This window comes from Streptomyces sp. SDr-06 (assembly GCF_003324565.1).
Lineage (GTDB): Bacteria > Actinomycetota > Actinomycetes > Streptomycetales > Streptomycetaceae > Streptomyces.
Map to the genome: position 1 here is coordinate 18949 of NZ_QOLA01000038.1, position 22006 is coordinate 40954.

Below are 22006 nucleotides of genomic sequence, written 5' to 3' on the forward strand. Positions count from 1 at the left end.
TCATGTGCGGGTCCGGGGACGGCGCCTGGCCTCGATCGCGGTGGGCCGAGGCTGTCGGCAAGCCGCCCGGACACCAGGGCGGACCAGGTGCATTCACGCCACTCCTGCCACCCTCAGCGCCACCGTCGGGACAGCTCCTTTCCCTCTCCCCGCCTGTCGCCCACTAGCGGTCAGGCCCGGCGTGCGGCGCAACAGCGGCGGCTCGCGAGGCGACGAGAATGGGTGGCATGGACCCTGTGCAGGAGTACATCGACGCGATTGCGCCCGGTCACCGCCCGCTCTTCGACCGGGTGAGCGGATTGATCCTGAAGGAATTCCCGCAGGCGCGCGTGGCGCTGGCGTACGGAATGCCCACCTACGAGGTCGAAACGCGCAGGCTCCACATCGGTGTCTGGCAGCACGGCGTCTCGATCTACGGATGGGGCACCGACCGCGATGGTGGCTTCAGCTCCCGCCACCCCACGCTCATCAGCGGAAAGGCCACCATTCGTCTGCGACCCCCGGACATGGCGGCCATCACTGACGATGAACTTCGCGCTCTCATCCGTGCCGCACTGAACCCCTGACCGGGCGCCCGGCCCGGCCAGCAGGCACAACCAGACGGACGCCCTGACGGCGTTCCGCCCCCAATTGGATGTGGGTCGACACCCGTTCTTCTGGCCTTGGGGCGTGACGGCACGACATGTCCGTGTGTGCAGGTTGACCGACGGGAGAGGGAAGCTGCGGCAGATTACGCGCCGGGCAGGACCAGTTCGGTGCGGTTTCGTCGGGCGATGCCGCTGCCCGCCTCGGCCAACGCGACCCAGGAGTCGCTCAGTGCAGAGCTGACACAGGCGCTGCCTGCCCTCGCGCTCTTTCTGCGCTCATGGCCCGACCTTGTTGAGGCCGAATGCCTCCTAGTCGGCGTGATGCTCGTGCTGGCGATGCCCATCGCGGGAGGAGCGGCATCATGGGGCAGAATGCCGGTGGGAACGTCCCGCTGGTCGTGGCGATGGTGCTCGGCTCGACACTGCTCAGCCCGCTGACCGTCCCGCTCGGACTACACCTGGCCCGCCAGCTCGTCGGTCCCGCAGGCACCGGTGGCCTGGACGACACCACCCGCCTCGTAAGCCTCGCCGGTACAGGGGCGGGCCCCTTCGCTCTGGCCTCGGTCGTGCTGCCCCGCCTGGTAGGGATCCCCGCGCGGGCCCTGCTCGGCGATCGCCGCATCGCACGAGTGCTGCCCTGGGCCAAAGCACTTAACCTCGTGAACGTTGTGCTGCTCTGCTACATCAACGCCGCCGGTGCGCTCGGCCAGGCGCTCGCCCACCCGGATCCCGATCTGCTGGCTCTGGCACTTGTGGTGTCCGCCATGGCGTGCGCCCTCTCGTTCCTGCTCGGCCGGTGGCTGTCCCGCTGGACCCGGTGCAACGGCCCGGACCACCCTTCCCTCACGCTCGCCACCGGCATGAACAACACCAGCGCGGCCGCGGTCTTGGCCGCCACCTGGTTCTCACACCGGCCCGAAGTATGAGCCCCCGCCCGGCTCCGCCCCTTGGGCGCCGGCCCCAGCGGCCTGCCGCTCGTACCTCTCTCTGTGCCAGGTGACCTTGATGTCGCCACCTCCCGGTAGGCGGCGCCGGGGTGACGGCACATCCGGTCTTCCTGGGGACCCCGGCCCTGGAGGTGCTGGAGGACGCCGGCGTGGGGGCGGTCGTCTCGCCGCCGATCACCCATCGGGACGGCGCGCTCGTCGGCGTGGTCTCCGCCCACCATCGCCAGGCCACCGCATGGACGGCCGCACAGCACGGCACCTTGCAAACCCCGGCCCGCGCCGCCGGCCTGCTCTGAGCCGATGCCGCCGGAACACGGACCCTCGTGAGGCGGGCTGGCGCATGGTGCGCACCCTGCGGGTATGTCACTTCGCCGCGAGCACGGCGGGTCGGGACGTGAGCGGCCACCGCCGGGTGGGATATGGCACTGGTGGCGGCCGCGTGCGGCGGGGGCCCGGCTGCCCTCCACGAGCCCCTGTGGCCGTGCTCGACAGGCGGGCCGGATGGTGCGGGAGCCATGTCGGCGGCCGAGGCCGGTCCAGGACACGGTACGGGGCTGCTGCGGGTACGGTCTCCCGGCCGTCCGGGCTGCCAACTCGCGGACCGGAGCCAACGGGGAAGGCAGACGGCGGGTACACCGTGCCCCCTTTAACGACCGGGCGAAGAACTGAGGCGGGCACCACCAACACCGCGCAATCCGGCCAGAGTTCACCCGTTGACAGGGGGAACGTTCCCTCACGTCCCGGGGCCCCGACCGGGGGCAGGGCGAAGAGGAACGGGCCTAGACTGGCGCCACCCACGCCAGAAGGGGGAGCGGACCGTGACCCCGTCCACGAAGTTGCTCGTGGTCGACGACCACGAGGACACCCTGTTCGCACTGCGTAGCGCCCTGGGCCCGCTGGGCCATCCGATCATCACAGCCGCCAACGGCGATGCCGCGCTGAAGGCCGCGCTGCGCGGCGATGTGGCCGTCGCCGTCGTTGATGTGCGCATTCCTGGCGTGAGCGGCCTGGGAGTGGTGCGATACCTGTCCCGGCTACCGCAGACACGCTCCATTCCCGTCATCCTGATCACTGGCCTGGCTCCGGACCCGCGCCTGGTGGCCCACGCCCTTGAGCTGGGCGTCGCCGATCTGATCTCCAAACCGGTCGACCCGTGGGCCCTGCGCATCAAGGTCCAGTACCTGTATCAGGGTGCACCGCAGCCAGTGCAGCACTCCCCGTCGCGCTCCCCCGCCCCGACCCCCGTGTCTCCCGAGCAACCAGCCGCGGCCAGCGGCCTCATCTCGGCGATAGTCGCGGCGGTGGAAGCAGCGGACGACCAGCACATCGGGCGCCTGCTGAGTCAACTGGCCACCGTGGCGGACCGCGAGGACCTCATGGAGCTCCGTCAACAACTGGAGGAAACCGCCCCTGGCCATGCCTCCGCATAGGCCCGTGTCACCACGCAGAGCCTGACACACGACCAGAGCCAGCCCCCGACATGAGGGAGTTCCAGGACGAGGCCGTGCGCGTAGCTATGCGTTGTGCCAGCGGTCGTACTGGTCCGAGGGGTCGCAGGGTGTCGTCTGCACGACAGTGCCGTTGCGCACACTGGGCGTCGACAGACACAGTCCGCTCGACTGGTTGACCCACACGTCGTACCAGCCCGACCCGTCCGGATTGTCAGCGGCATAGACGCCCCACTGCTGGGTTGGGTCGGTCGCGTTGCAGAACGCCATCGTGACGCTCCCCGATCCGGAGGCCGGTGCGGTGACGCATCGGCCAGTGCGCTGATTGGTGAAGTTGAACAGCGTGGTCTGCGGGTTGTATCCGAGCAGCCACTGCTCGTCGGAACCGCTGTCGCAGGACCACATCTGGAGCTTGGCGTAGTTCTCGGTGGCGTTGTCGAGGCAGTGGCTGGAATGCCAGACATTGATGTTACCGAAGCCATCGGCGTGTGCCGGTGCTCCGGCAAGAGCTAGGGCCACGACCGCCAACACTGCGGTGAGAAAGGCGAACAGACTGCGTCGCACGCGCATGGGACACCTCCGGCTATGCCACGAGAAGTCAATGAAGCACGATGTCTGGGCGTCAGATCGCCTCGAAACGCCCCTGGACTCCCGGCTGGGCCCCTTGCGAGACATTCGCCAGCGGCCCCAACGTCCATTGAAGGCAGCGGTCCGGGTCCGAACACCGACGCTGATCCGACCAGCGGCGCAGTCGCCTCTCGCGCCCCTCCGGCGGCCGACTGACCGCCAGAGCGTTGACGCTACTCCCCATCGCCGCACCTGCCTCCCGTCCCGCGGCGGACCTCGACGAAATCCGCTCGAAGCACCCACGCGTCAATACGCGGTCCCAGGCCAGCCGACGTACCTTCACACCCACCGCACCGGACATACATGTCCGGCGCATGACCGATGCCCACGCTCACGGCGCTCTCCCCCGAAGCACAACCATCCACGCCCCGCCGGCGGGCAAGGGCGTCGGACGCTCATGGCGGAGCAGGGGAAGCAAGGGACGACTGCATCCAGGCGGATCACCGTACGCGGTCCCGGCCCACCAGGGTGCGGCGCTGCACCGCGCTCACCGGATCTGGGACATCGAGCCGCTCTGCCTGAACACCGAACGGCCCCGGCAACCGGGATGCGGACAGCGCTCATTGGCTGATCGTGGGCCACGCCGCACTTCATCGTGACCGTCAGCGCACCACTTCCGCCGCCCGATCCGTACCACGCCGCCCGCACCGTTTTGTGCGCATCCACCCTGCTGGCGCTCGCCGCGTTCTCGTTCGTCCGCACTCGCCCCGCCACGTTTACCGACCCGGACAGGGCTTCATCCACACCGTCGTCACCCGCCACAGCTGGAGTTCCTGGGCCCCGGTGACGCGGCCTCCCGGTCAAAAAAGTATGCGGCGAGGCCCTCGATCCACATCGTCCCGTCGGTCTGGAGCGGCGCCCTGCCGATCGCTCCACTCCGCAACTTCCCGCCCCAGCCGTGAGCGGACCGGGTGCCGAGCGGGTGCGGGTGGCTAGGCGTGGCGCCCCCGGTCGTACTGGTCCCGGAGGACGGTTTGCCGCCTTCTGCGGAAGCGAGCACGGGGACGCATCGTCGTCCTCAACCCCTCACCCTGAGAGCGGATGTCAGGCGCGACCGTCGAACGTCGGCCCGAGCAGCACCTGGGCCCAGCGGGCCGGTCCCTCGCCGAGGTCGCTTACACACAACCAGAGGGTGCAGGTGCCGGACGGGTCCTGGAGCGCGGTGAGTTCGCCGGCCCGCCCGGTCCTCGGGAGCTCGGGTCCTCGACCGCGTTCGACGGGGATCGCGGTGGGGCTCACCGGCAGCGGAGAGCTGAGCGGGTCCGTTCGACGCGGCAGCAAGCGCAGTTGAGCGCCTGCCTGTGACTCGAACTGGCCGCCGTTCGCGTTGCCCGGGCCGAGGCCGGACACGCCAGGGGCCCCTTCTCCGAGAACGCCGATGCCCAGCGCGCTCTGTCCGTGCACGCCAGGGGCGAAGGTGCTCTTGCCTTCCACGCCGAAGCTGTTCTCGCTCTCCCCGCGGACACCGCCGTCTTCGCCCTTGCCCCGGATGCCGACGCCCTCGGCCCTGCCGAGCACGGCCGAGGGATCCGCGGCTTCCCAGGCGGCGTCCCTGGCCGCGCCCTGCCCATAGCCGAGCACGCCGGGTGCGCCGCGCCCGAAGACACCGGGCAGGGCAGTGCCGCCGAATCCCAGCACGCCCGCCTGCACCTGCTGTTCCTGCTCCTTGTCACGCGGTGCGCCGTGTACGTAGCCGACGACACCGTTGGCTCCGGTCGCCACCATCCCGTTGCCCGCCGCCTGGCCAGGAAACGCGATGGTCCCCTTGGCGTGGATGGCGTCCACGCCCTCGGAAGTGCCCCGCAGCACCTTGTCGTTCTCGATCGCCACCCGCAGCACGAAGTCCTCGCCGTAGCCGTCCAGCGCTCCGTCGCCTGCCTTCGCGACCAGGATGGTGCGCTCCTCGCTCTGGTTGGTACGCCCCACCACCATGTCGTCCCCGGCGTTGTCGGCTCCCGATCCCATCATGTCTCCCCTCGGACACCGGCAGGCTTTCTGCCGTGCCTGGCTTATATGGCGTGGCGGCCGGGAGCATCCCGATCCCGGCAGAGTCTGGTTCTGTGGGCCCCCGCGGATGACAGCCTGGCGATGATGTGTCGGGCGCCGCAGGCCTTGCCCTCGGTGCGGCGCGACAGCCCGCACGCGCTCATGTGGGGATGTCAGTGCGGCATCACCGCGACCGGGCACAGACTGTGATGGATCACCGAGTGGGCAACTGGCCCCAGTCGGGCTCCACTTGTGACACGGCGGCCGACGATCAGCAGGCTCGCCTTGGTCGACGCCATGAGCAGGTGGTGGCTCGCCCGGCCGTGGAGCACCTTCTCGCTGACTTCCGTTTCGGGGAATTTGCTGCGCCATGGGGACAGGGCCGCGGCCAAGGCCGCCCTCTTCTCGGCGACCGGGTCTACGGCCGAAGCCGACGGGGCCAGAGGGACCGTCCAGGTGTGCAGGACGTGCAGGGGTGCACGCCGGGTTGCCGCGGCCTCGAAGCTGTACGCGAGAAGGTCGTCCGAGGGGTGGTCCAGGTCAAGGCCGAGGACCACGGGGCGGTACGGTCCGGCTTCCGAGTCCCAGTGTTCGTCTTCCGGGCGCTCTCCTGCTCGGACCAGGATGACGGGGCACGTGGCGCGTGCGGAGACCGCGAGGGCCACCGAGCCGACCAGGAATCCGGCGAAGCCCGTGAAGCCCCGGGATCCCAGTACCAGCGCCTCGGATGAGCCGGCGGCACTCACGAGGGCGTCGGCCGCGGGACCTGCCGCGCGACGGCGAGTGATCTCCAGGGCGGGGTGGGCGTATGAGAGCTGTCGCGCGGCGTCTTCCAGCGTGTGGCGGACCCGGTCGGCCGGAACGTCCAGTTCGGGCAGGCCGGTGCGGGCTCCTGGCTCCTCCCCTGCGTGGAGCAGTTGGAGGGGCAGGCCCCGGCGGAGGGCTTCACGGGCCGCCCAGTCGGCGGCGTCCAGGCTCTCGACGGAACCGTCGATGCCGGCGGTGATGATGTGCTGCATGACGCACCTCCTGGGTGCGGTTTCGGGTCACCCGGTCCAGGTCCAGTCCGCGACCTCGGGGAGGTCGGTGCCGTGCTCCCGGATCCAGGCGTGATGGCGGGTGCGGTTGTCGGCCATGGTCTGCCGGACGGCGACCGCCCGGGTGGCCAGGCCGGGAACGCGATCGATGACGTCCATGACCAGCCGGTACCGGTCGAGGTCGTTGCGGACGACCATGTCGAAGGGGGTCGTCGTGGTGCCGGATTCCTTGTAGCCGCGTACGTGCAGATGCGCGTGTCCGGCCCGGCGGTAGGCAAGGCGGTGGATCAGCCATGGGTAGCCGTGGTATGCGAAGATCACCGGCTTGTCCCGGGTGAACAGCGCGTCGTACTCCAAGTCCGGCATCCCGTGCGGGTGTTCCTCCCGGGGCAGCAGCTTGGTCATGTCGACGACGTTGACCACCCGGACCGCGAGGTCGGGCAGATGCCGCCGGAGCAGGGCCGCGGCGGCGAGCACCTCCTGGGTGGGCACGTCGCCGGCGCAGGCCAGGACCACGTCCGGTTCCCGGGTGCCGTCCTCGGTGCCGGCCCACTCCCAGATTCCGGCCCCGCGCGCACAGTGCGTGCGGGCTTCATCCAGCGAGAGCCAGTCGAAGCAGGACTGTTTCCCGGCGACGATCACGTTGACGTAGTCCCGGCTGCGCAGGACATGGTCGGCCACCGAGAGCAGGGTGTTGGTGTCCGGCGGCAGATAGACGCGGACCACCTCCGGGCTCTTGTTGAGCACGTGGTCGACAAACCCGGGGTCCTGATGCGAGAACCCGTTGTGGTCCTGGCGCCATACGTGGGAGGTCAACAGATAGTTGAGCGAGGGGATGGGGGCGCGCCAGGACAGTCGGCGGGAGGTCTTGAGCCACTTGATGTGCTGGTTGACCATCGAGTCGACGATGTGGACGAACGCCTCGTAGCAGGAGAAGAGACCGTGCCGGCCGGTGAGGTTGTAGCCCTCCAGCCAGCCCTGGCAGAGGTGTTCGGACAGAATCTCCATGACGCGGCCGTCCCGGGCGAGGTGCTCGTCGGTCTCCAGGGTCGCGGCCTGCCACGCCGTGCCCGTGACGCCGAACAGCGCTTCGAGGCGGTTGGAGGCGGTCTCGTCCGGGCCGACCACCCGGAAGTCCCGGCGCTGGGAGGTGTCGGCCGCGATCTGAGCCAGCAGGCCGCCCAGGACCCGGGTCGGCTCATGCAGAGTGACGCCCGGCTTGTCGGCCGGGACGGCGAAGTGTTCCAGGGGTGGGATGGGCAGTTCCCTGGTGAGACGACCTCCGTTCGCGTGCGGGTTGGCGCCCAGCCGAAGGTCGCCTTCCGGTACGCAGGCCAGCACCTGATCGGTGGGTCGGCCGTCGGTGTCGAAGAGCTCCTGCGGCCGGTAGGAACGCAGCCAGCTCTCCAACTGTCGCAGGTGTTCCGGGTTTTCGCGCACATGGGCGAGCGGCACCTGGTGGGAGTGCCAGGTCCCTTCGACGGGCACGCCGTCGACCTCGGCGGGTCCGGTCCAGCCCTTGGGGGTGCGCAGCACGATCACCGGCCACGCCGGACGCTGGCTGCCGCGCTTCTTGGCCTGCCCGATCCGCTCCAGGGCGTGGTCCATGGCGCGCGCCATGCTCAGATGCACCCGGGCCGGGTCCGATCCGGTCACGTGGATGGGCTCATACCCATAGCCCGTGAGCAGCGCGTCGAGCTCGGCCTGTGGGATACGGGACAGGACCGTCGGGTTGGCAATCTTGTAGCCGTTGAGATGGAGGATCGGAAGGACCGCGCCGTCGTGCACGGGGTCGAGGAACTTGTTGGAGTGCCAGGAGGTGGCGAGCGGCCCGGTTTCGGCCTCTCCGTCGCCGATCACGCAAGCGACCAAAAGACCTGGGTTGTCGAAGGCGGCCCCGTAGGCGTGCGCGAGGGAGTAACCGAGTTCGCCGCCCTCGTGGATCGAGCCGGGCGTCTCGGGCGCGACGTGGCTGGGAACGCCACCGGGAAAGGAGAACTGCCGAAACAGGCGCTCCATGCCTGCCGCGTCCCGGCTCACGTCCGGATAGATCTGTGAATAGGTGCCGTCCAGCCAGGAGTTGGCGAGCACGGCTGGCCCTCCGTGCCCTGGACCCCAGACGCACAGGGCGTCCACACCGCGGTCCTTGATCACCCTGTTGAGATGGGTGTGAACCAGGTTCAGGCCGGGCGAGGTGCCCCAATGGCCCAGCAGCCGGGGCTTGATGTGTTCGGGGCGCAGCGGCTCGGCCAGCAGCGGGTTGCCCATCAGGTAGATCTGGCCCGCGGCCAGGTAGTTGGCCGCCCGCCAGTGGAGATCCAGGGCTGCCAGGTCGAGCTGCCGGTCCTTCGTCACAGTGACTCCTCCGGGTTGAGATGGTGCGTCGGTCGGTTCAGGTACCTCGCGCCGGTGACGCGCGTACCAGCTGTCAGGGGTGTGGAACCACCGCCACCGGGCATGCCGCGTGGTGGAGCACTGCGTGGTTGACGGTGCCGAGTTGTATGCCCAGGTGGCTCCTGCGCCGGCGGGCCCCGACCACGAGCAGATCGGCCGTGAGTGCCGCGTCCAAGAGTGCCGCGCGTGCATGACCCTCGACGATCTCCGGTCGCACCTCGACCGCGCCTTTCACCCGAGCGGCGGGCATGAGGGCCGCGCGCAGCACTTCCTCCGCCAGTGCCCGGTGCCGTGCGGCGTCCGCCCGGTGGTCCGGGTGATCCGGGACCTCCCGAGCCGGGCAGCGCCAGGCGTGCACCGCGGTCAGGCGGGCGCCATGCAGCCGGGCCTCCCGGAGCGCGAACTCGACGGCGTGACCCGCCTGTTTGGCCGTGTCGATACCGACGACCATGCGCCGGAAGGCATGCCGGATGCACTGTTCCTCCCCGCGCACGACGATCACCGGCGATTCGGCCCGGGCGGCGACTGCGAGTCCGACCGATCCCAGGGGAAGTCCGGCCAGGCCACCCGCTCCCCTGCCGCCCACCACGACCATGCAAGCCTCACGGCTCATCCTGGTCAGTACGGCGGCCGGATCCTCGGTGACCAGCTCCCCATAGGTCTTGACGGCCGTGGCACGACGGTTGGCGCGTTCGACGGCGGACCCGACGACATTCTCGGCGTACACCCGAAGAGCGCTCCGGTTGGCGCCGAACGACGGACCGTACCCCTCGTACCACCCCCAGGCCTGGGAATGGACAACGGACAGGGCCAGACCGTGTACAGCTGCCTCATCCACCGCCCAGTCAAGTGCTCGCAGACTCTGCTCGGAACCGTCAACTCCCACGATCACCGGCTTGTCCATGGTCTGGCACCTCCTTCACGGCGCGCCCCAGCGGGGCGCCGTACCGGACGTTTCCACCATCGGCCCCCCACGGGGAGGGGCGAACCGGCCCCAGAGTGGGACGTTCGGCCCATGCCGCTCACCGTCCGCCTTCCACAAGGTGGAGGGACCCGTTGACGGAAGGAGGCGTGATGACCATTCGTACGCGCATAGCCGTCATCGGAGTCGGCAACGACTTCCGGCGCGACGACGGTGTGGGCTGGGCGGTGATCGACCGGTTGAGGGAGCGCGCCGCGGCCCGGCCGCTTCCCGCCGGCACTGTCCTGGCCACCCGTGACGGGGACCCGGTGCGCCTGATCAACCTGTGGGAGGGCGCCGACCTCGCGGTTGTCGTGGATGCAGCGCACGCGCACCCCGCACGCCCCGGCCATGTACACCACCTGGAGCTGGACGCTCGGAGGCTGCAGACCCCCGCGACCAGTTCGCACGGCCTCGGCCTCGGCGAGGCCGTCGAGCTCGCCCGGGTGCTCGGCAGACTGCCCGGGCGGCTCGTCGTCTACGCAGTAGAGGGCGCGGACAGTTCCCTCGGCACCGGCCTTTCGGAAGCGGTCGGGGAAGTGGTCCAACGGCTCGCCGAGGAGGTCGAGGCCGAGATCACCCGGCACCGCGACGCCGCCGCCCGCAGCTGAGTTGAGCGGCACGCCGCGAGAAGGCGCCAGGCGAATTCCCACCCGACGCGGCGTCCTGTGCCGCGGGCCCGGCGGAACCGTTCGGCCCGAACGGGCGTTCCCGCTGTCCGTCCGCCAACCGCGCCGACCGGGGGCACCACCATGGACAAGGGGCTTTCCTGCGAGCGGCCGGCTCCGCCCACGCCACCTTGCCTCCCCCGCGGTCCAGGGGCTGCCTGCCCCTCTGGGGCGCAGAAAGGGCCGATCGGTCCCAGCCCTGCCCCCGGGGACCGCTGGCCAACTGACGGTGCGGCAAACCGAGCCGCCACGAGACCGCGCCCTCATCGATAGTGCGTATCGGTCAGCTTGCTGCGCTCTCGGCGTACGACAGACGTCTGGTCACTACCGTGGAGAGGAGGGAGCGGCTGTCCAGGGGATCCGTGCGGAGGCACCGATGAGTGGGGACGCGCGACGGGGGCCGGGGCAGCTGCCACAGCTGCGCCTTGACCAGCTGCTCGAAGAACTGCAGACGCGTGTCGACGCCGTGCGGGGAACCCGTGACCGTCTCCACACCTTGTTGGAGGCGGTGCTCTCCGTCGGGCGGCAGCTGGACCTCCCCCAGGTGCTACGGCGCGTCGTCGAGACCGCCGTGGTGCTGGTGGACGCCGAGTACGGGGCGCTCGGGGTCGTCGGCCAGGGCGACAAGCTCTCACAGTTCCTGCCGGTAGGCATCGCCGACGATCTGCGGGCCGAAATCGGTGACCTCCCGACGGGCCACGGGCTGCTCGGCGAGCTGATCCGGCACCCGGAGCCGCTGCGGCTGGCCGAACTCTCGGAGCACCCGGCCTCCTCCGGCTTCCCACCCCATCATCCGCCCATGCGCTCCTTCCTCGGCGTTCCCATACGCGTGCGGGGCGAGGTCTTCGGCAATCTGTACATGACCGAGAAACGTGGCGGAGCCCAGTTCGACGACGAGGACGAGTCCGTACTCGCCACCCTCGCGGTGGCTGCCGGCGTCGCCATCGAGAACGCCAGGCTGTACGAGGAGGCACGGCTGCGCGAGGTGTGGCTGGAAGCCAGTGCCGAATTCACCGCCGGCCTGCTGTCCGGGATGCCCGAGGCCCGGGTTCTGGAAACCATGGTCGACCGCGCGCGGCAGATCACCTCGGCCGACCTGGGTGTCGTCGATCTCGTTGTGGAGGGTTCGGCGGGCCTGCGCGGTGCGCTGGCCCTGGGCCTCGGGGCAGAGGCTCACCGCGGACGCCTCGTCCCCGTCGAGGGCACGCTGGCCGGCTCAGCCCTGCAGGCCGCCGGTCTCGTGGCGACCCCGGACGTGTCGACAGATCCGCGCATCACGTACGAGCCGACACGATGGGCTGGACTGGGTCCCGCGGTGGCGGTTCCGATGGGCGCCCGGGGCGTCCTGGTACTGGCACGCCAGGCCGGCCGGTCCGTGTTCAACGAGACGGAGACGGCGCCACTGCCGGGGTTCGCCGGTCAGGCGGCGCTTGCCCTGGAACTCGCGGAGCGCCGCCGGGTCGCCGAACAGGTCACCCTGCTGGAGGACCGGGACCGCATCGCGCGAGACCTGCACGATCTAGCCATCCAGCGGCTGTTCGCGACCGGAATGACGCTGCAGAGTGCGCAGCGTTTCGTCGAGCATCCGCAGGCGGAGGAGCGCCTGCACCGGGCGGTGGACGATCTGGACGAGACCATCAAGATCATCCGCTCGACCATATTCGGGCTCCGCGCCCATGAACTCCACGCACCCGGCTCGGGCCTGCGCGCCAGGGCGGCACGGTCCGTGGAGGAGGCGGTACCAGCCCTCGGCTTCACTCCGGCCCTGCGGATGGAGGGCCTGCTGGATACGGATGTGCCGCGGGCGGTCGCGGACGAAGCGCTGGCGGTCCTGAGCGAGGCCCTGTCCAACGTGGCACGCCACGCCCAGGCCACGCGGACCGAGGTGGCCCTGGTCGTACGCAAGGAGCATCTGACGGTGACCGTCTCCGACAACGGGGTGGGGTGCGTCGCGGACGGCCGGCGTAGCGGGCTGCGCAATCTGGAGGAGCGGGCCGCGCGGCTCGCAGGCGACCTCAGCGTCGGCCGAGGCCCCGAAGAGGGCACACATCTGGAGTGGACGGTCCCGCTGCGCGGCCTGAAGTGAAAGAGTCCTCGTGCGGATGCGGCTGCAGCGCCAGCACCGCCGCCTGAATACGCCGTTCCACACCGAGTTTGGCCAGCACCCGCGAGATGTGGCTCTTCACCGTCTGCTCTTGAGAGATACAGCGCCTTGCCGATCTGACGGTTGGTCAGCCCTTCCCCGATCAACGCCACGATCTCGGCTGCACACGGAGTCAAGCGCGACAGCGCCGAGTCCTCGGCTTCCTCCGGCCCCTCATCGTCGTGGCGCAGGTTTCGCAGGAGGCGCGCGGGGGTGTCCGGGTCGAGCAGGGATCGGCCCGAGGCGACGGTCCGTACCGCGCCGAGCAGATCGGCCCCGTTGATGAGTTTGAGGACATAGCCGGACGCACCCGCCAAGACCGCGTCCAGTAGCGCGTCGTCGTCGAACGAGGTCAGCATCAGGCATTCCAGGCCAGGCTGCCGAGAGCGCAGCTCCCGGCAGGTGCTGATGCCGTCGCCGTCCGGCAGGCGCACTCCAGAACGGCAACGTCGGGCCGCAGCGCCGGCGCCCGGGCCAGAGCCCGGTCCACGGTGCCCACCTCCCCCACTACGACGATGTCCGGTTCGGCGTCCAGCAGATCGTGCAATCCGCGCCGGACCAGCTCGTGGTCGTCCAAAGCCATCAGCCGCGCGGCCTGGGCCAGCGTCAAGTCCTCATGGGCGGTGAGCGCGGGGCTGCTCGTCAGCTCCTGCGCGGTCGAGGCCCCGGCCTTGGCAAGGTCCGCCGGATGCCGTGTCCGCCCGGACCCCATCGAGGCCAGACCCTGGGACTCCTCCTTCAGCAGCAGGTCTGCCTCGGACACCACGCCGACGACACGGCGCTCCGCGTCCACCACCGGCATGGCGCTGACCTGCCAGCGCGCCATGGTTTCAACGATCTCCTTGAACCGCGCGGTGCGCAGCACGGCGACCACACGGCGGGTCATGACATCGCTCACGAAGCAGGCGACAGATCGTTCACGGCGCATCCCTTCAGCGCAGCGGCAAGGTGTTGCCGCTTCCGTACGGTCCGTACAGGTCGAGCAGGCGGATCCTGGTGGCCCGCAGCCGGTGACCGACGGTCTCGACGACACGGCGGGCCAGGCTCTGGCCCAGTGCCGGGTCGGCGTCGCACAGGGCATCCACCACCGCGGCGTCGAATTCCAGCGCTCGGACATCGCCGGCCGCCTGCGCCCCCAACTGCCAGGTGCGCGGCGGGAACATCCACGACCAGCCCAGCAGATCGCCCGGCCGCAGATGGTCGATCACGGCCGCTTTGCGGCCCGGCACATGGATGTCGAGGTGGACGCTTCCCGACTGGATGATCCAGAACCGGTCGGCGTGGCTGCCCTGCGAGAAGATCCGCGTGCCCGCCGGGAAGGTCACTTCCCTGGCCAGCGCCAGCAGCCGTTCACGGCTTTCCGAGGGCAACGTGTCCAGTAGCCGATTTGTCCCGATCATGGCGGCCTCCGTCCCTGAGGTCCCGTGCCGTCGCACGCATGCCCTCGTCGCACACTCTCAGTGTGCGCCTTCACGATGAGCGGGGGCAGGGCCGACCGGTCCCGGCCCCGTGCCGAAAGGGTCCTGTTCTCGTACGCCCCGGCCACGCAGGGGCGGGCTGCCGCTGGGTCACGGGCGAACCCAACGACCGGCGCCGATGCGGAGTCCGGCCCGTATGCCTGGCCCGTACAGGACCCTTCTGGCCGCGACCGGAGCCTTGAGGTCGATTACGCCCGGAGGCAGCCTGGAGCCACCATAAACACCCGTTCCGGACCGTCGGCGCCCCCGCTGTCTCCAGCAATGGCGTCTGGCACTCCACGGCTCGATGCCGGCACGGAAGCCGACCCGGCCCCCCTCAGGTGCGGCCCCCGCGACCGCCGGGCAGCGGTTCGCCGAGCGCGCCCTTCGCTGCTTCGTCCATCGCCCGCAGCACGGCCGGCGTCCTCGTCGCCTCCACCCCGTCAATCTCCGTAATGGCGAACCCGACGTGCGATCACGTACGTTCCGACGGCGGCTCGCGGAGTGTGGGCGAGACGGACCTCGCGGAGCACTCCACCGAAGTCGACCGTCGCCATCAGCAGTCCGGTCTCCTCGTGGGTCTCGGTGATCCAGCCGGGTATGCCCAGACACACGGGCTTCACTCCTTGGCGAGCCGCGCTGCCGCGACCACGGCCTGTCCGTAGCTGATACCGCCGTCGCCGAGCGGGACGGCACTGGCGGTCAGGACCCGCAAACCCTGCGCCCTCAGGCGGCGCCGGACGTCGGTCAACAGGCGCCGGTTGACGAAGCAGCCGCCGGCGAGACAGACCGTGCGCGGCGCTCCCTCCTGCACGGCCCGGCCGACCAGTTCGGCGGTGGCGATGGCGATCGTGACGTGGAAGGCGGCCGCCAGCTCGGCGACGGCCTCGCCCGAGGCCTGACGCTCGAGGAGGTCGCTGAGGGTGGGCGAGGGGTCGTACACCCACAGGCCTCCAGCCCGGACGATCCGGGCGGTGAACGGCCGGGCGTGCCTCGCCCCGGCCGCCGACTCCAGAGCCAGGGCCGCCTCCCCCTCATAGCTCACGGTCCCGGCGAGACCGAGCAGCGCGGCCACGGCGTCGAACAGCCGCCCCGCGCTGGAGGCTCGTGGGCAGTTGATGTTCCGCGCGACCATGGACTGGACGGCACCGGCCATGACAGGGTCGAGGCGCTCGACGAACGGTTCGGTCAGCCAGCTGTAGGGCCGGGGCGTCCCCAGCGGCTCAGCTCCGTCGAGGTAGCCGAGCGCCATCCGCGAGGGGTGGCGCACCGCTGCCTCGCCGCCGGGGAGGGGCGCGGTCGCGAACCGGCCCACCCTGCGGTACTGGGCAAGGTCGGCGACCAGCACCTCACCTCCCCACAGGGAGCCGTCGTCACCGAGGCCGAGACCGTCGTAGGCCACGCCCAGGAAGGGAGAGCGCAGGCCGTGCTCGGCGGCGCACGCGGCGAGGTGGGCATGGTGGTGCTGCACGGCGATCCGCCGCAGCCGCAGCCTGTGAGCCCATCGCGTCGAGAGGTACCCGGGGTGCAGGTCATGAGCCACCGCCCGCGGTTCGATACCGGTCAGGGCTTTGAGGTCGCGGTAAGCACTGGTGAAGGCCTCCAGAGAGGCCACATCAGCCAAATCGCCGGTGTGCGGGCCGATATGAGCGCTGCGTCGCTCCGCAAGGGTGAACGTGTGCTCAAGCTGAGCACCGGCGGCCACCAGCGCGCTCCGGGCAGGCCAGGGCAGCGGAACCGGGCCCGGGGCCAGGCCCCGGGCCCGTCGGATCGTGACCACCGCGCGCCCGACGGCCTGCGCCACCGAGTCGTCATACCGGACCCTGATGGGCCGGTCGTGGCCCAGGAAGCCGTCGACAACCGGTCCAAGCGCATGCCGGGCCTCCGCGTCATCGGTGACAATCGGGCCGCCTGCCTGATTGCCGCTGGTGACGACCAGCGGGCCGGCCAGCTCGCCGAGCAGCAGATGGTGCAGGCCCGTGGTCGGCAGCAACACGCCGATACGCCGGACCCCCGGGTACACAGCGGCAGCCACCGGCGTGTGCTCGCGGGCGGCGAGCAACACAACGGGGCGCACCGGCGAGGCCAGGAGCTTTCGCTCAGTGGCTGAAACCCGGGCCAACCGCCGTACGGTGCGCAGATCCGGAGCCATCACGGCCAACGGTTCGGCCGGGCGGTCCTTGCGCCGACGCAGCTCGGCGACGGCTGCCTCGGCGGTCGCATCGCACACCAGCTGGTAGCCGCCGAGCCCCTTGACCGCGATGATCCCTCCGTCCGCCACGCACGTGACGGCCGAGCGCAAAGCGGCCTCTCCGCGCAGCCCCTCCCAGCTCAGTTCGGGCCCGCAGGCCGGGCAGGCAAGCGGCTCGGCGTGGAAGCGCCTGTTGAGGGGATCGGTGTACTCCCGCGAGCAGGCCGGGCACAGCGGGAAGTGGCGCATCGTGGTGCGGTCCCGGTCGTAGGGCAGCGCCTCGATGACGGTAGCGCGCGGCCCGCAGTCGGAACACGCGATGAAGGGATAGCGGAACCGGCGGTCGGCAGGATCGAACAGCTCGTGCAGACAGGCCCCGCAGGTGGCTGCGTCCGGCGGAACCTCTCTGGGACCCGCCATCGCGACAGGTGCGGCGGTACTGGTCCGAACGGTGAACCCGGAGCCGGGAACCGGCGAGCTCCCGCACAAAGCCGTCAGATGGACCTTCCGTACCCGTGCCTCCCCGGGGGCGTCGGTACGCACCAGTTGTCGGAAGGCGCGGACTGCCTCCGGTGGGCCGGCCACCGCGCCGGCCACGTGGCCCCCGCTGTTGCACACCCAGCCGTCCAGGCGCAGTTGCGTGGCAAGGCGGTGGACAAAGGGGCGGAAGCCAACCCCTTGAACGGTTCCCACCACGTCGAAACGCACCGCAACACGCTGATCCATGAAGCTCTCCTCAGCCCCGGGCGGCCCGGTCGGTCGGCCACGCAAGGGCGAGCCGTGCCCCAGCGGACCGTGTCCGGTCGGCCATAACCTCTCCTCGCCGGGGAGCCCCGGGATGCTCTCAGTCTGCGATTGCCCCATCGCCCGGCGGCAGGGGCCGAACGGCCCTTCCCGCCGGCCCGGTTCGCCCTCCCGGCCAGCCGATGCCCGGATGTCGTCTGTTCACAGGCACCCGGTGGTTTTAGGCTGCCGCAAGAGTCTTTGGGCGGCTCCGAGACCCCGAGCCCCGAACGGCGCGCTTTTACAGGCGGCCGGAGCCGTGTCCGCAGCGACACATACACGGCTACGGCCCGGGTCCTCCCGGACTGTCGAGCCGGAGCGTCTCCCGCATGCTCCGGCTTCCCGGTGAGGACACCGTGCGCGCGGTGATGCGGAGGGGGGGGACAACCCACCACCGCGCGCAGGGCGGTCACCGCCGTCGTCGCTTTCTCTCCCGGCGGTGGCCGCCCCTCACTGGGGAACAGCGACCCGGGACTCCCCGCCTCAGCGCTCACCACACGGCTGCCCCGATGTGCGTTGACCCGTCAGGCTGAGGACCGCTCGCTGTCGCGGTGCCGGGAGAACCGGTACCGGCGAACCAGCGACCCCGATGCCCGAACATGCGAGCGTTCCCGGTCATCGCCGCGGATCCTGCCGAGGTTGGCTCCACGACCATCCCGACTCACCGCCAACCGGCCTGGCGAGCAGCGTGTCAGCGGCCCAACCGTCCGACCAGCCGCCCATTGGACGTCAGGGCGTTCTGGTCTCGAAGCAAGGCAGTGGCACAGAGCAGGGCGTTCACGTCGGAGCCGTGAGTGGTCTCCGGCAGGACCATGCGCGCCCCTGAACGCAGAAGCCATAACGGCGCCGGTCCACTACGGCGGCTCAAACTGGCTCACCAGCCTGCCCGTTGGGGATGGCTCGTCGCTGGTGCAGTCACCGTGCGCGCGGAGCAGAGTCTGTTGCGCGAGCCCGCCGGAAACCGAGGGCCGGGGCGGTGTTTTCGACAAGGGCCCCTCGCGTCGACCGCCGAAGGCCACCCGCCCCGGACCGGGCCGCCCAAGTCCCCTAGCCCTGAGGCGTTGTCTCCCTGGCCGATTCGCGCTACGAGCGCCCCTCGCGTTCGCGCGGCCTCCAGATCAATGGGCCGTTCGGCCCCTGCCACTGCACCGCTCCGCCCGACACCCTGGAGCCGTCGTGACCAGGAGGCAGGAGACACACGTGAGTGACACGCGCCCTTTCTCTTCGCAAGCCCCCATCCGGATCCTCCTCCTCGATGACCACGAGGTCGTACGCCGTGGAGTTCGCGACCTGCTGGACGCCGAGCCCGATCTCGAAGTGGTCGGCGAAGCGTCCACGGGCGAGGAGGCGCTCGTCCGTGGCCCGGCGCTGCGCCCGGACGTGGCGGTCCTTGACATCCGGCTGCCCGACACCGACGGCATCACCGTCTGCCGCGAACTGCGGTCCCGGCTGCCGAAACTGGCTTGCCTGATACTGACGTCGTTCGACGACGACGACGCGCTGCTCGACGCGATCATGGCCGGAGCCGCCGGATACGTCCTGAAGCTGATCAAAGGGGCCGACCTGGTCACCGCGGTGCGAACCGTCGCGTCTGGCCGGTCCATGCTGGACCCCGCCACCACCGCCCGTCTCATGAGCAGCCTGCGCGGACCCGAGGCTGCGCAGGAAGATCCGCGGCTTGCCGGACTGTCCGAACGCGAGCGAAGCATCCTCGCCCTGATCGGCGAAGGCATGACCAATCGACAGATCGGCCAGCGGCTCTATCTGTCCGAGAAGACCGTCAAGAACCATATGTCGCGCCTGCTCGCGAAACTGGGAGTGGAACGCCGTATCCAAGCGGCCGTCCTGGCGACGCAGTTCAACCACATGACGGACAAGGAACGCTGACCGCGCGCAGGGGCGACCCCGGCTCGGACGGGCCGCCGGAGAAGGCCAGGGAGAGCGGCTACGGCCCATACCGCGCCCCTCTCCCCCGCTCACGGACGACCACCCTGCGATCTAGGACGCGTTGGCGGGCGGGTCGCTCTCCATCAGCTTCTCAGCGGTCGCCAAGGAGAGCCCGAGTGCAGCCAGGCGAGCCTGCGCCCCATCGTGCAGGTCCCGCTCGATCCGGCGGATCTCGGCAGCCTGCGCGACCCTCGAGTCCGCGCGCTGAGCGGTCAGCTCATCCTCCGGTCCGTCAGCACCATCGCAGGTAACCGACGCAGGAAGCGGACAGCGATCAGCTCGACGAGCCGCCAAGCGTACGGGGCGGAGGCGACGGCCACGACCAGGCCGAGCGCCCGGCGAGGCGCGTCGCGAGCCCCGGCCTGCCGAGCCCGAGGGCCGCCGCGGCCACCCCGGCCGACGGTAGGGCGGCGACCACGCCCCCGGTCAGCGGCATATCCCCGTGAACCGCAGGTCGCGCCAGTTGGCTGGGGCTCTCCACCGGACCCGCCTCTTCTTGTCCAGGTGGGCGTCCCGGCGGCTGCGCTCGTAGGAGAAGCCGTTCCGCCAGTAGCCGGTGGACATCCGCATCACCGGCCCGGCCTGCCGGTATCCGGCAGGGATGGCGGTGGCGGTCCATCTCGCGACGAGGAAGCGGACCATCCGGCAGACCGGGCCGGACAACGCGAGCCTCCCCCGTCCACCAGCACGGGCGGCGCCACCCACGACCACGGGTTTCCCGCCACCACCAGATCCCCAGCCCCGCGGCGGCGGCCCACACGGCTGGGACCAGCATGCTGGCGACCGCCACGACGCATCCCCGCACGAAACCCACACCGACGCACGCCACGAACCCAGCTGCCTCATGACCCCTCCCTCGCTTGCCGTTCGGTGCTCCCCCTGTGCACCGCGCGGAGCCCGCTCCTTCCCTGTTCGGGCAGGGAGTGGGGCTAGCCCCACCCGCCTGTGTGTCCAGGCGGATACCGCGTCAGCCAAGCAATTCATAGCGTCGCAAGCATGGAAAACAACGCGCACTCCACGGCCGAGGCAGCACTCCTCAACACCCCCCGCACCCACGGGGCCTTCGACGCAGCGAAGAGCAGCATCAAGGTTCACGGCGCACTGAGCGCCACCGCCCTCTTCGCGGTCATCGCGGTATCGGTCAGCGGTTCCACGGTGAACACGTTCATGTGGGTCCGGGCAGTCCTGCTGCCCGTAGTCGCCCTGCTGATCTACCGGATGACAGGATCCGCTTCCCGGGGATCTCGACGGGCCTTCGAGCGCGTGAGGGCTCTCACCGTCATCATGCCGATCGCGATCATCGGCGTCGACCTGATCCCCGGTGTCTGTCCGCCGTGGTACATCATGATGCAGGGCGTCTGCATGCTGCCCGTCATCCGAGTCGCGTTCATGACCCGCGGCTCTGCACTGCGCGCCGCCTTCCCCGGAGGGCGCTGACCGGCGTCGAGCGCCGCTCCGTATGCCCTTGCCCAGGAATCGGCGGGCCACATCCGGGCCGCATCACTATCGTGTGGAGACATTCCAGGTCACCGCGCGGTCGTCCTCTGCTGGCCGACGCGCAGCACGAGGAGATCGTCCGGCTTCGCGAGTCCGCCGCTGGGGCAAGCCGAGTGAGCCGCCCACCCGCACCGCGAACCACGGTGATCGGCACCAGCGTTGATGAGGAGGATCCGGAATAAGCACGCCCATGACCGCACGCGCTGCAGCAGTCACCACTTGAACTACGCGTCCGGCGAACGGTCCCGCCTCCGATCGCACCTCATCCCACAGTGGTGACCATGCTGAACCGAGTAGCCGTCCTGTCCGACATCCACGGAGTCCTGCCCGCCCTGGAGGCCGTGCTCGCCGAACCAGAAGTAAGCGCCGCCGATCGCATCGTGCTGACCGGCGACATCATCGCTGGCCCGCAGCCGACCCAGGTTCTCGACCTGCTGATCAGTCTCGGCGACCGCATCGTCTGGATCAGCGGCAACGCCGACCGCGAACTCCTCGAATACCGCCGGGGCCAACGCGACTCGATCCCCGATCCAATCGCTCCCTGGGCCGCCGAACAACTACGCGAAGACCACCTCGACCATCTCGGCCAACTGTCCCGCTCAGTCTCTCTGCCAGTGCGCGGCCTGGGGAAGACGCTGTTCTGCCATGCCACCCCTCGTGACGATGAAGAGGTCGTCCTGGTGGACTGACGCCTTGACCGCTGGCGAGAGGTCTTCAGCGAGCTCGACCCGGATGTCCGTACGGTGGTCTGCGGACATACACACATGCCGTTTGTCCGTCTCGCCCACGGCCGACTCGTCATCAACCCCGGCAGCGTCGGCATGCCCTACGGACGGCCCGGGGCCCACTGGGCACTCCTGGGCCCCGGCGTCGAACTGCGATCGACCGACTTCGACGTGGAGGCCGCGATCACCCAGGTCACACAGGACTCCTCCTACCCCGAAATCGCCGAGTGGGCCGACTACTTCCTTCATGCCCGGGCAACCGACGCAGACGCTCTCGAAGCCTTCGCGCCGCGGGACGGACGCAGTGATGCACCGTGACGGTGTCCCGACGCCACCAGCGTGGCGCGCCCGCGGCCCGGGAAGCCGCCACGACAAGCAGGCAGCGGACGCTGCCGGGTCCGGTCACGTCCGCGGGAGTGGTGTATCGACGGTCACTCGGTGATCTCGTTTTGAGGCTATGCGGTGAGTTCGGTGGGTGGGTCGGTGTCGTGGGTTTCTGACTCGATCGGGTGGAGGCGGGCCTTGGCGAGGAGGTCGAGTCCCATGTAGCGGCGGGCCTCGGTCCATTCGTCGTTCTGCTCGGCCAGGACGGCGCCGACCAGGCGGAT

18 protein-coding genes and 4 pseudogenes are annotated in these 22006 nt (G+C 70.1%); 9 read left to right on the plus strand and 13 right to left on the minus strand.

The genetic code is table 11. From position 1 onward, the window contains the following. Positions 1–227: 227 nt before the first annotated feature. The 4 genes from DT019_RS37310 (at position 228) to DT019_RS37325 (ending at position 2964) form a co-directional block, all read left to right on the plus strand. Positions 228–566: a DUF1801 domain-containing protein gene (locus DT019_RS37310; RefSeq protein WP_114041444.1), complete on the plus strand. Its 339-nt coding sequence runs from the start codon at positions 228–230 to the stop codon at positions 564–566. Positions 567–949: 383 nt separating this feature from the next. Continuing rightward, complete coding sequence (locus DT019_RS37315) at positions 950–1513, plus strand: bile acid:sodium symporter (RefSeq protein ID WP_189390290.1); 564 nt, start codon at positions 950–952, stop codon at positions 1511–1513. 110 nt (positions 1514–1623) lie between these two features. Continuing rightward, positions 1624–1830 (plus strand): GAF domain-containing protein, encoded by a 207-nt coding sequence (locus tag DT019_RS37320; protein ID WP_114041446.1) that lies wholly within the window; start codon positions 1624–1626, stop codon positions 1828–1830. A 522-nt stretch (positions 1831–2352) separates the two neighbouring features. Continuing rightward, positions 2353–2964, plus strand: a complete 612-nt coding sequence (locus tag DT019_RS37325; RefSeq protein ID WP_114041447.1) for a two-component system response regulator — start codon at positions 2353–2355, stop codon at positions 2962–2964. Between the two features lie 84 nt (positions 2965–3048). Here DT019_RS37325 and DT019_RS37330 read toward each other — a convergent pair whose 3' ends face one another. The 5 genes from DT019_RS37330 to DT019_RS37350 form a co-directional block, all read right to left on the minus strand. Continuing rightward, positions 3049–3552 (minus strand): RICIN domain-containing protein, encoded by a 504-nt coding sequence (locus DT019_RS37330; RefSeq protein ID WP_114041448.1) that lies wholly within the window; start codon positions 3550–3552, stop codon positions 3049–3051. A 1101-nt stretch (positions 3553–4653) separates the two neighbouring features. Continuing rightward, complete coding sequence (locus tag DT019_RS37335) at positions 4654–5577, minus strand: hypothetical protein (protein ID WP_147267405.1); 924 nt, start codon at positions 5575–5577, stop codon at positions 4654–4656. A 191-nt stretch (positions 5578–5768) separates the two neighbouring features. After that, positions 5769–6614 (minus strand): universal stress protein, encoded by an 846-nt coding sequence (locus tag DT019_RS37340; protein WP_114041450.1) that lies wholly within the window; start codon positions 6612–6614, stop codon positions 5769–5771. Positions 6615–6641: 27 nt separating this feature from the next. Then, the gene (locus tag DT019_RS37345) at positions 6642–8987 is read right to left on the minus strand and encodes a phosphoketolase (RefSeq protein ID WP_114041451.1); all 2346 of its coding nucleotides are present in this window, start codon (positions 8985–8987) and stop codon (positions 6642–6644) included. Positions 8988–9060: 73 nt separating this feature from the next. After that, positions 9061–9930 carry a universal stress protein gene (locus tag DT019_RS37350; RefSeq protein WP_114041452.1) on the minus strand — a complete coding sequence of 290 codons (870 nt, stop codon included), beginning with the start codon at positions 9928–9930 and terminating at the stop codon, positions 9061–9063. 170 nt (positions 9931–10100) lie between these two features. Here DT019_RS37350 and DT019_RS37355 point away from each other — a divergent pair, with 170 nt between their 5' ends. Both DT019_RS37355 and DT019_RS37360 read left to right on the plus strand, forming a co-directional pair. Next, on the plus strand, positions 10101–10598 hold the full coding sequence (locus DT019_RS37355) for a hydrogenase maturation protease (protein ID WP_114041453.1): 498 nt from the start codon (positions 10101–10103) through the stop codon (positions 10596–10598). A 433-nt stretch (positions 10599–11031) separates the two neighbouring features. After that, complete coding sequence (locus DT019_RS37360) at positions 11032–12741, plus strand: GAF domain-containing protein (RefSeq protein WP_114041454.1); 1710 nt, start codon at positions 11032–11034, stop codon at positions 12739–12741. Here DT019_RS37360 and DT019_RS37365 read toward each other — a convergent pair. From DT019_RS37365 to hypF, 5 genes and pseudogenes are all read right to left on the minus strand, one after another. Continuing rightward, a pseudogene (locus DT019_RS37365) lies at positions 12671–13381 on the minus strand (response regulator). The gene DT019_RS37360 and the pseudogene DT019_RS37365 sit on opposite strands and share 71 nt — an antisense overlap. Before the next feature lie 171 nt (positions 13382–13552). Then, positions 13553–13726, minus strand: a pseudogene (locus tag DT019_RS40605) (CBS domain-containing protein); the annotation flags it as partial. A 4-nt stretch (positions 13727–13730) separates the two neighbouring features. Beyond that, positions 13731–14198: a Crp/Fnr family transcriptional regulator gene (locus tag DT019_RS37370; RefSeq protein ID WP_114041455.1), complete on the minus strand. Its 468-nt coding sequence runs from the start codon at positions 14196–14198 to the stop codon at positions 13731–13733. 500 nt (positions 14199–14698) lie between these two features. Then, on the minus strand, positions 14699–14869 hold the full coding sequence (locus DT019_RS40610; protein WP_223279961.1) for a HypC/HybG/HupF family hydrogenase formation chaperone: 171 nt from the start codon (positions 14867–14869) through the stop codon (positions 14699–14701). 5 nt (positions 14870–14874) lie between these two features. Then, a complete protein-coding gene (gene hypF / locus DT019_RS37380) occupies positions 14875–17172 on the minus strand; it encodes a carbamoyltransferase HypF (protein ID WP_114041456.1) in 2298 nt (765 codons plus the stop codon). Positions 17173–18429: 1257 nt separating this feature from the next. Here hypF and DT019_RS37385 point away from each other — a divergent pair. Continuing rightward, a complete protein-coding gene (locus DT019_RS37385) occupies positions 18430–19116 on the plus strand; it encodes a response regulator (protein WP_114041457.1) in 687 nt (228 codons plus the stop codon). A gap of 111 nt (positions 19117–19227) precedes the next feature. On the opposite strand, the gene DT019_RS40615 is transcribed toward DT019_RS37385, so the two are convergent. Both DT019_RS40615 and DT019_RS40620 read right to left on the minus strand, forming a co-directional pair. Then, positions 19228–19470: a histidine kinase gene (locus DT019_RS40615; protein ID WP_223279962.1), complete on the minus strand. Its 243-nt coding sequence runs from the start codon at positions 19468–19470 to the stop codon at positions 19228–19230. 132 nt (positions 19471–19602) lie between these two features. After that, the gene (locus DT019_RS40620; RefSeq protein WP_223279963.1) at positions 19603–19839 is read right to left on the minus strand and encodes a hypothetical protein; all 237 of its coding nucleotides are present in this window, start codon (positions 19837–19839) and stop codon (positions 19603–19605) included. Between the two features lie 333 nt (positions 19840–20172). On the opposite strand from DT019_RS40620, the gene DT019_RS37395 reads away from it, so the two are divergent. Together DT019_RS37395 and DT019_RS37400 are read left to right on the plus strand one after the other, a co-directional pair. Continuing rightward, on the plus strand, positions 20173–20613 hold the full coding sequence (locus DT019_RS37395) for a hypothetical protein (protein ID WP_114041458.1): 441 nt from the start codon (positions 20173–20175) through the stop codon (positions 20611–20613). Positions 20614–20954: 341 nt separating this feature from the next. After that, positions 20955–21716: pseudogene (locus DT019_RS37400) on the plus strand (metallophosphoesterase family protein). 137 nt (positions 21717–21853) lie between these two features. Here DT019_RS37400 and DT019_RS37405 read toward each other — a convergent pair. Then, positions 21854–22006, minus strand: a pseudogene (locus DT019_RS37405) (IS256 family transposase); the annotation flags it as partial.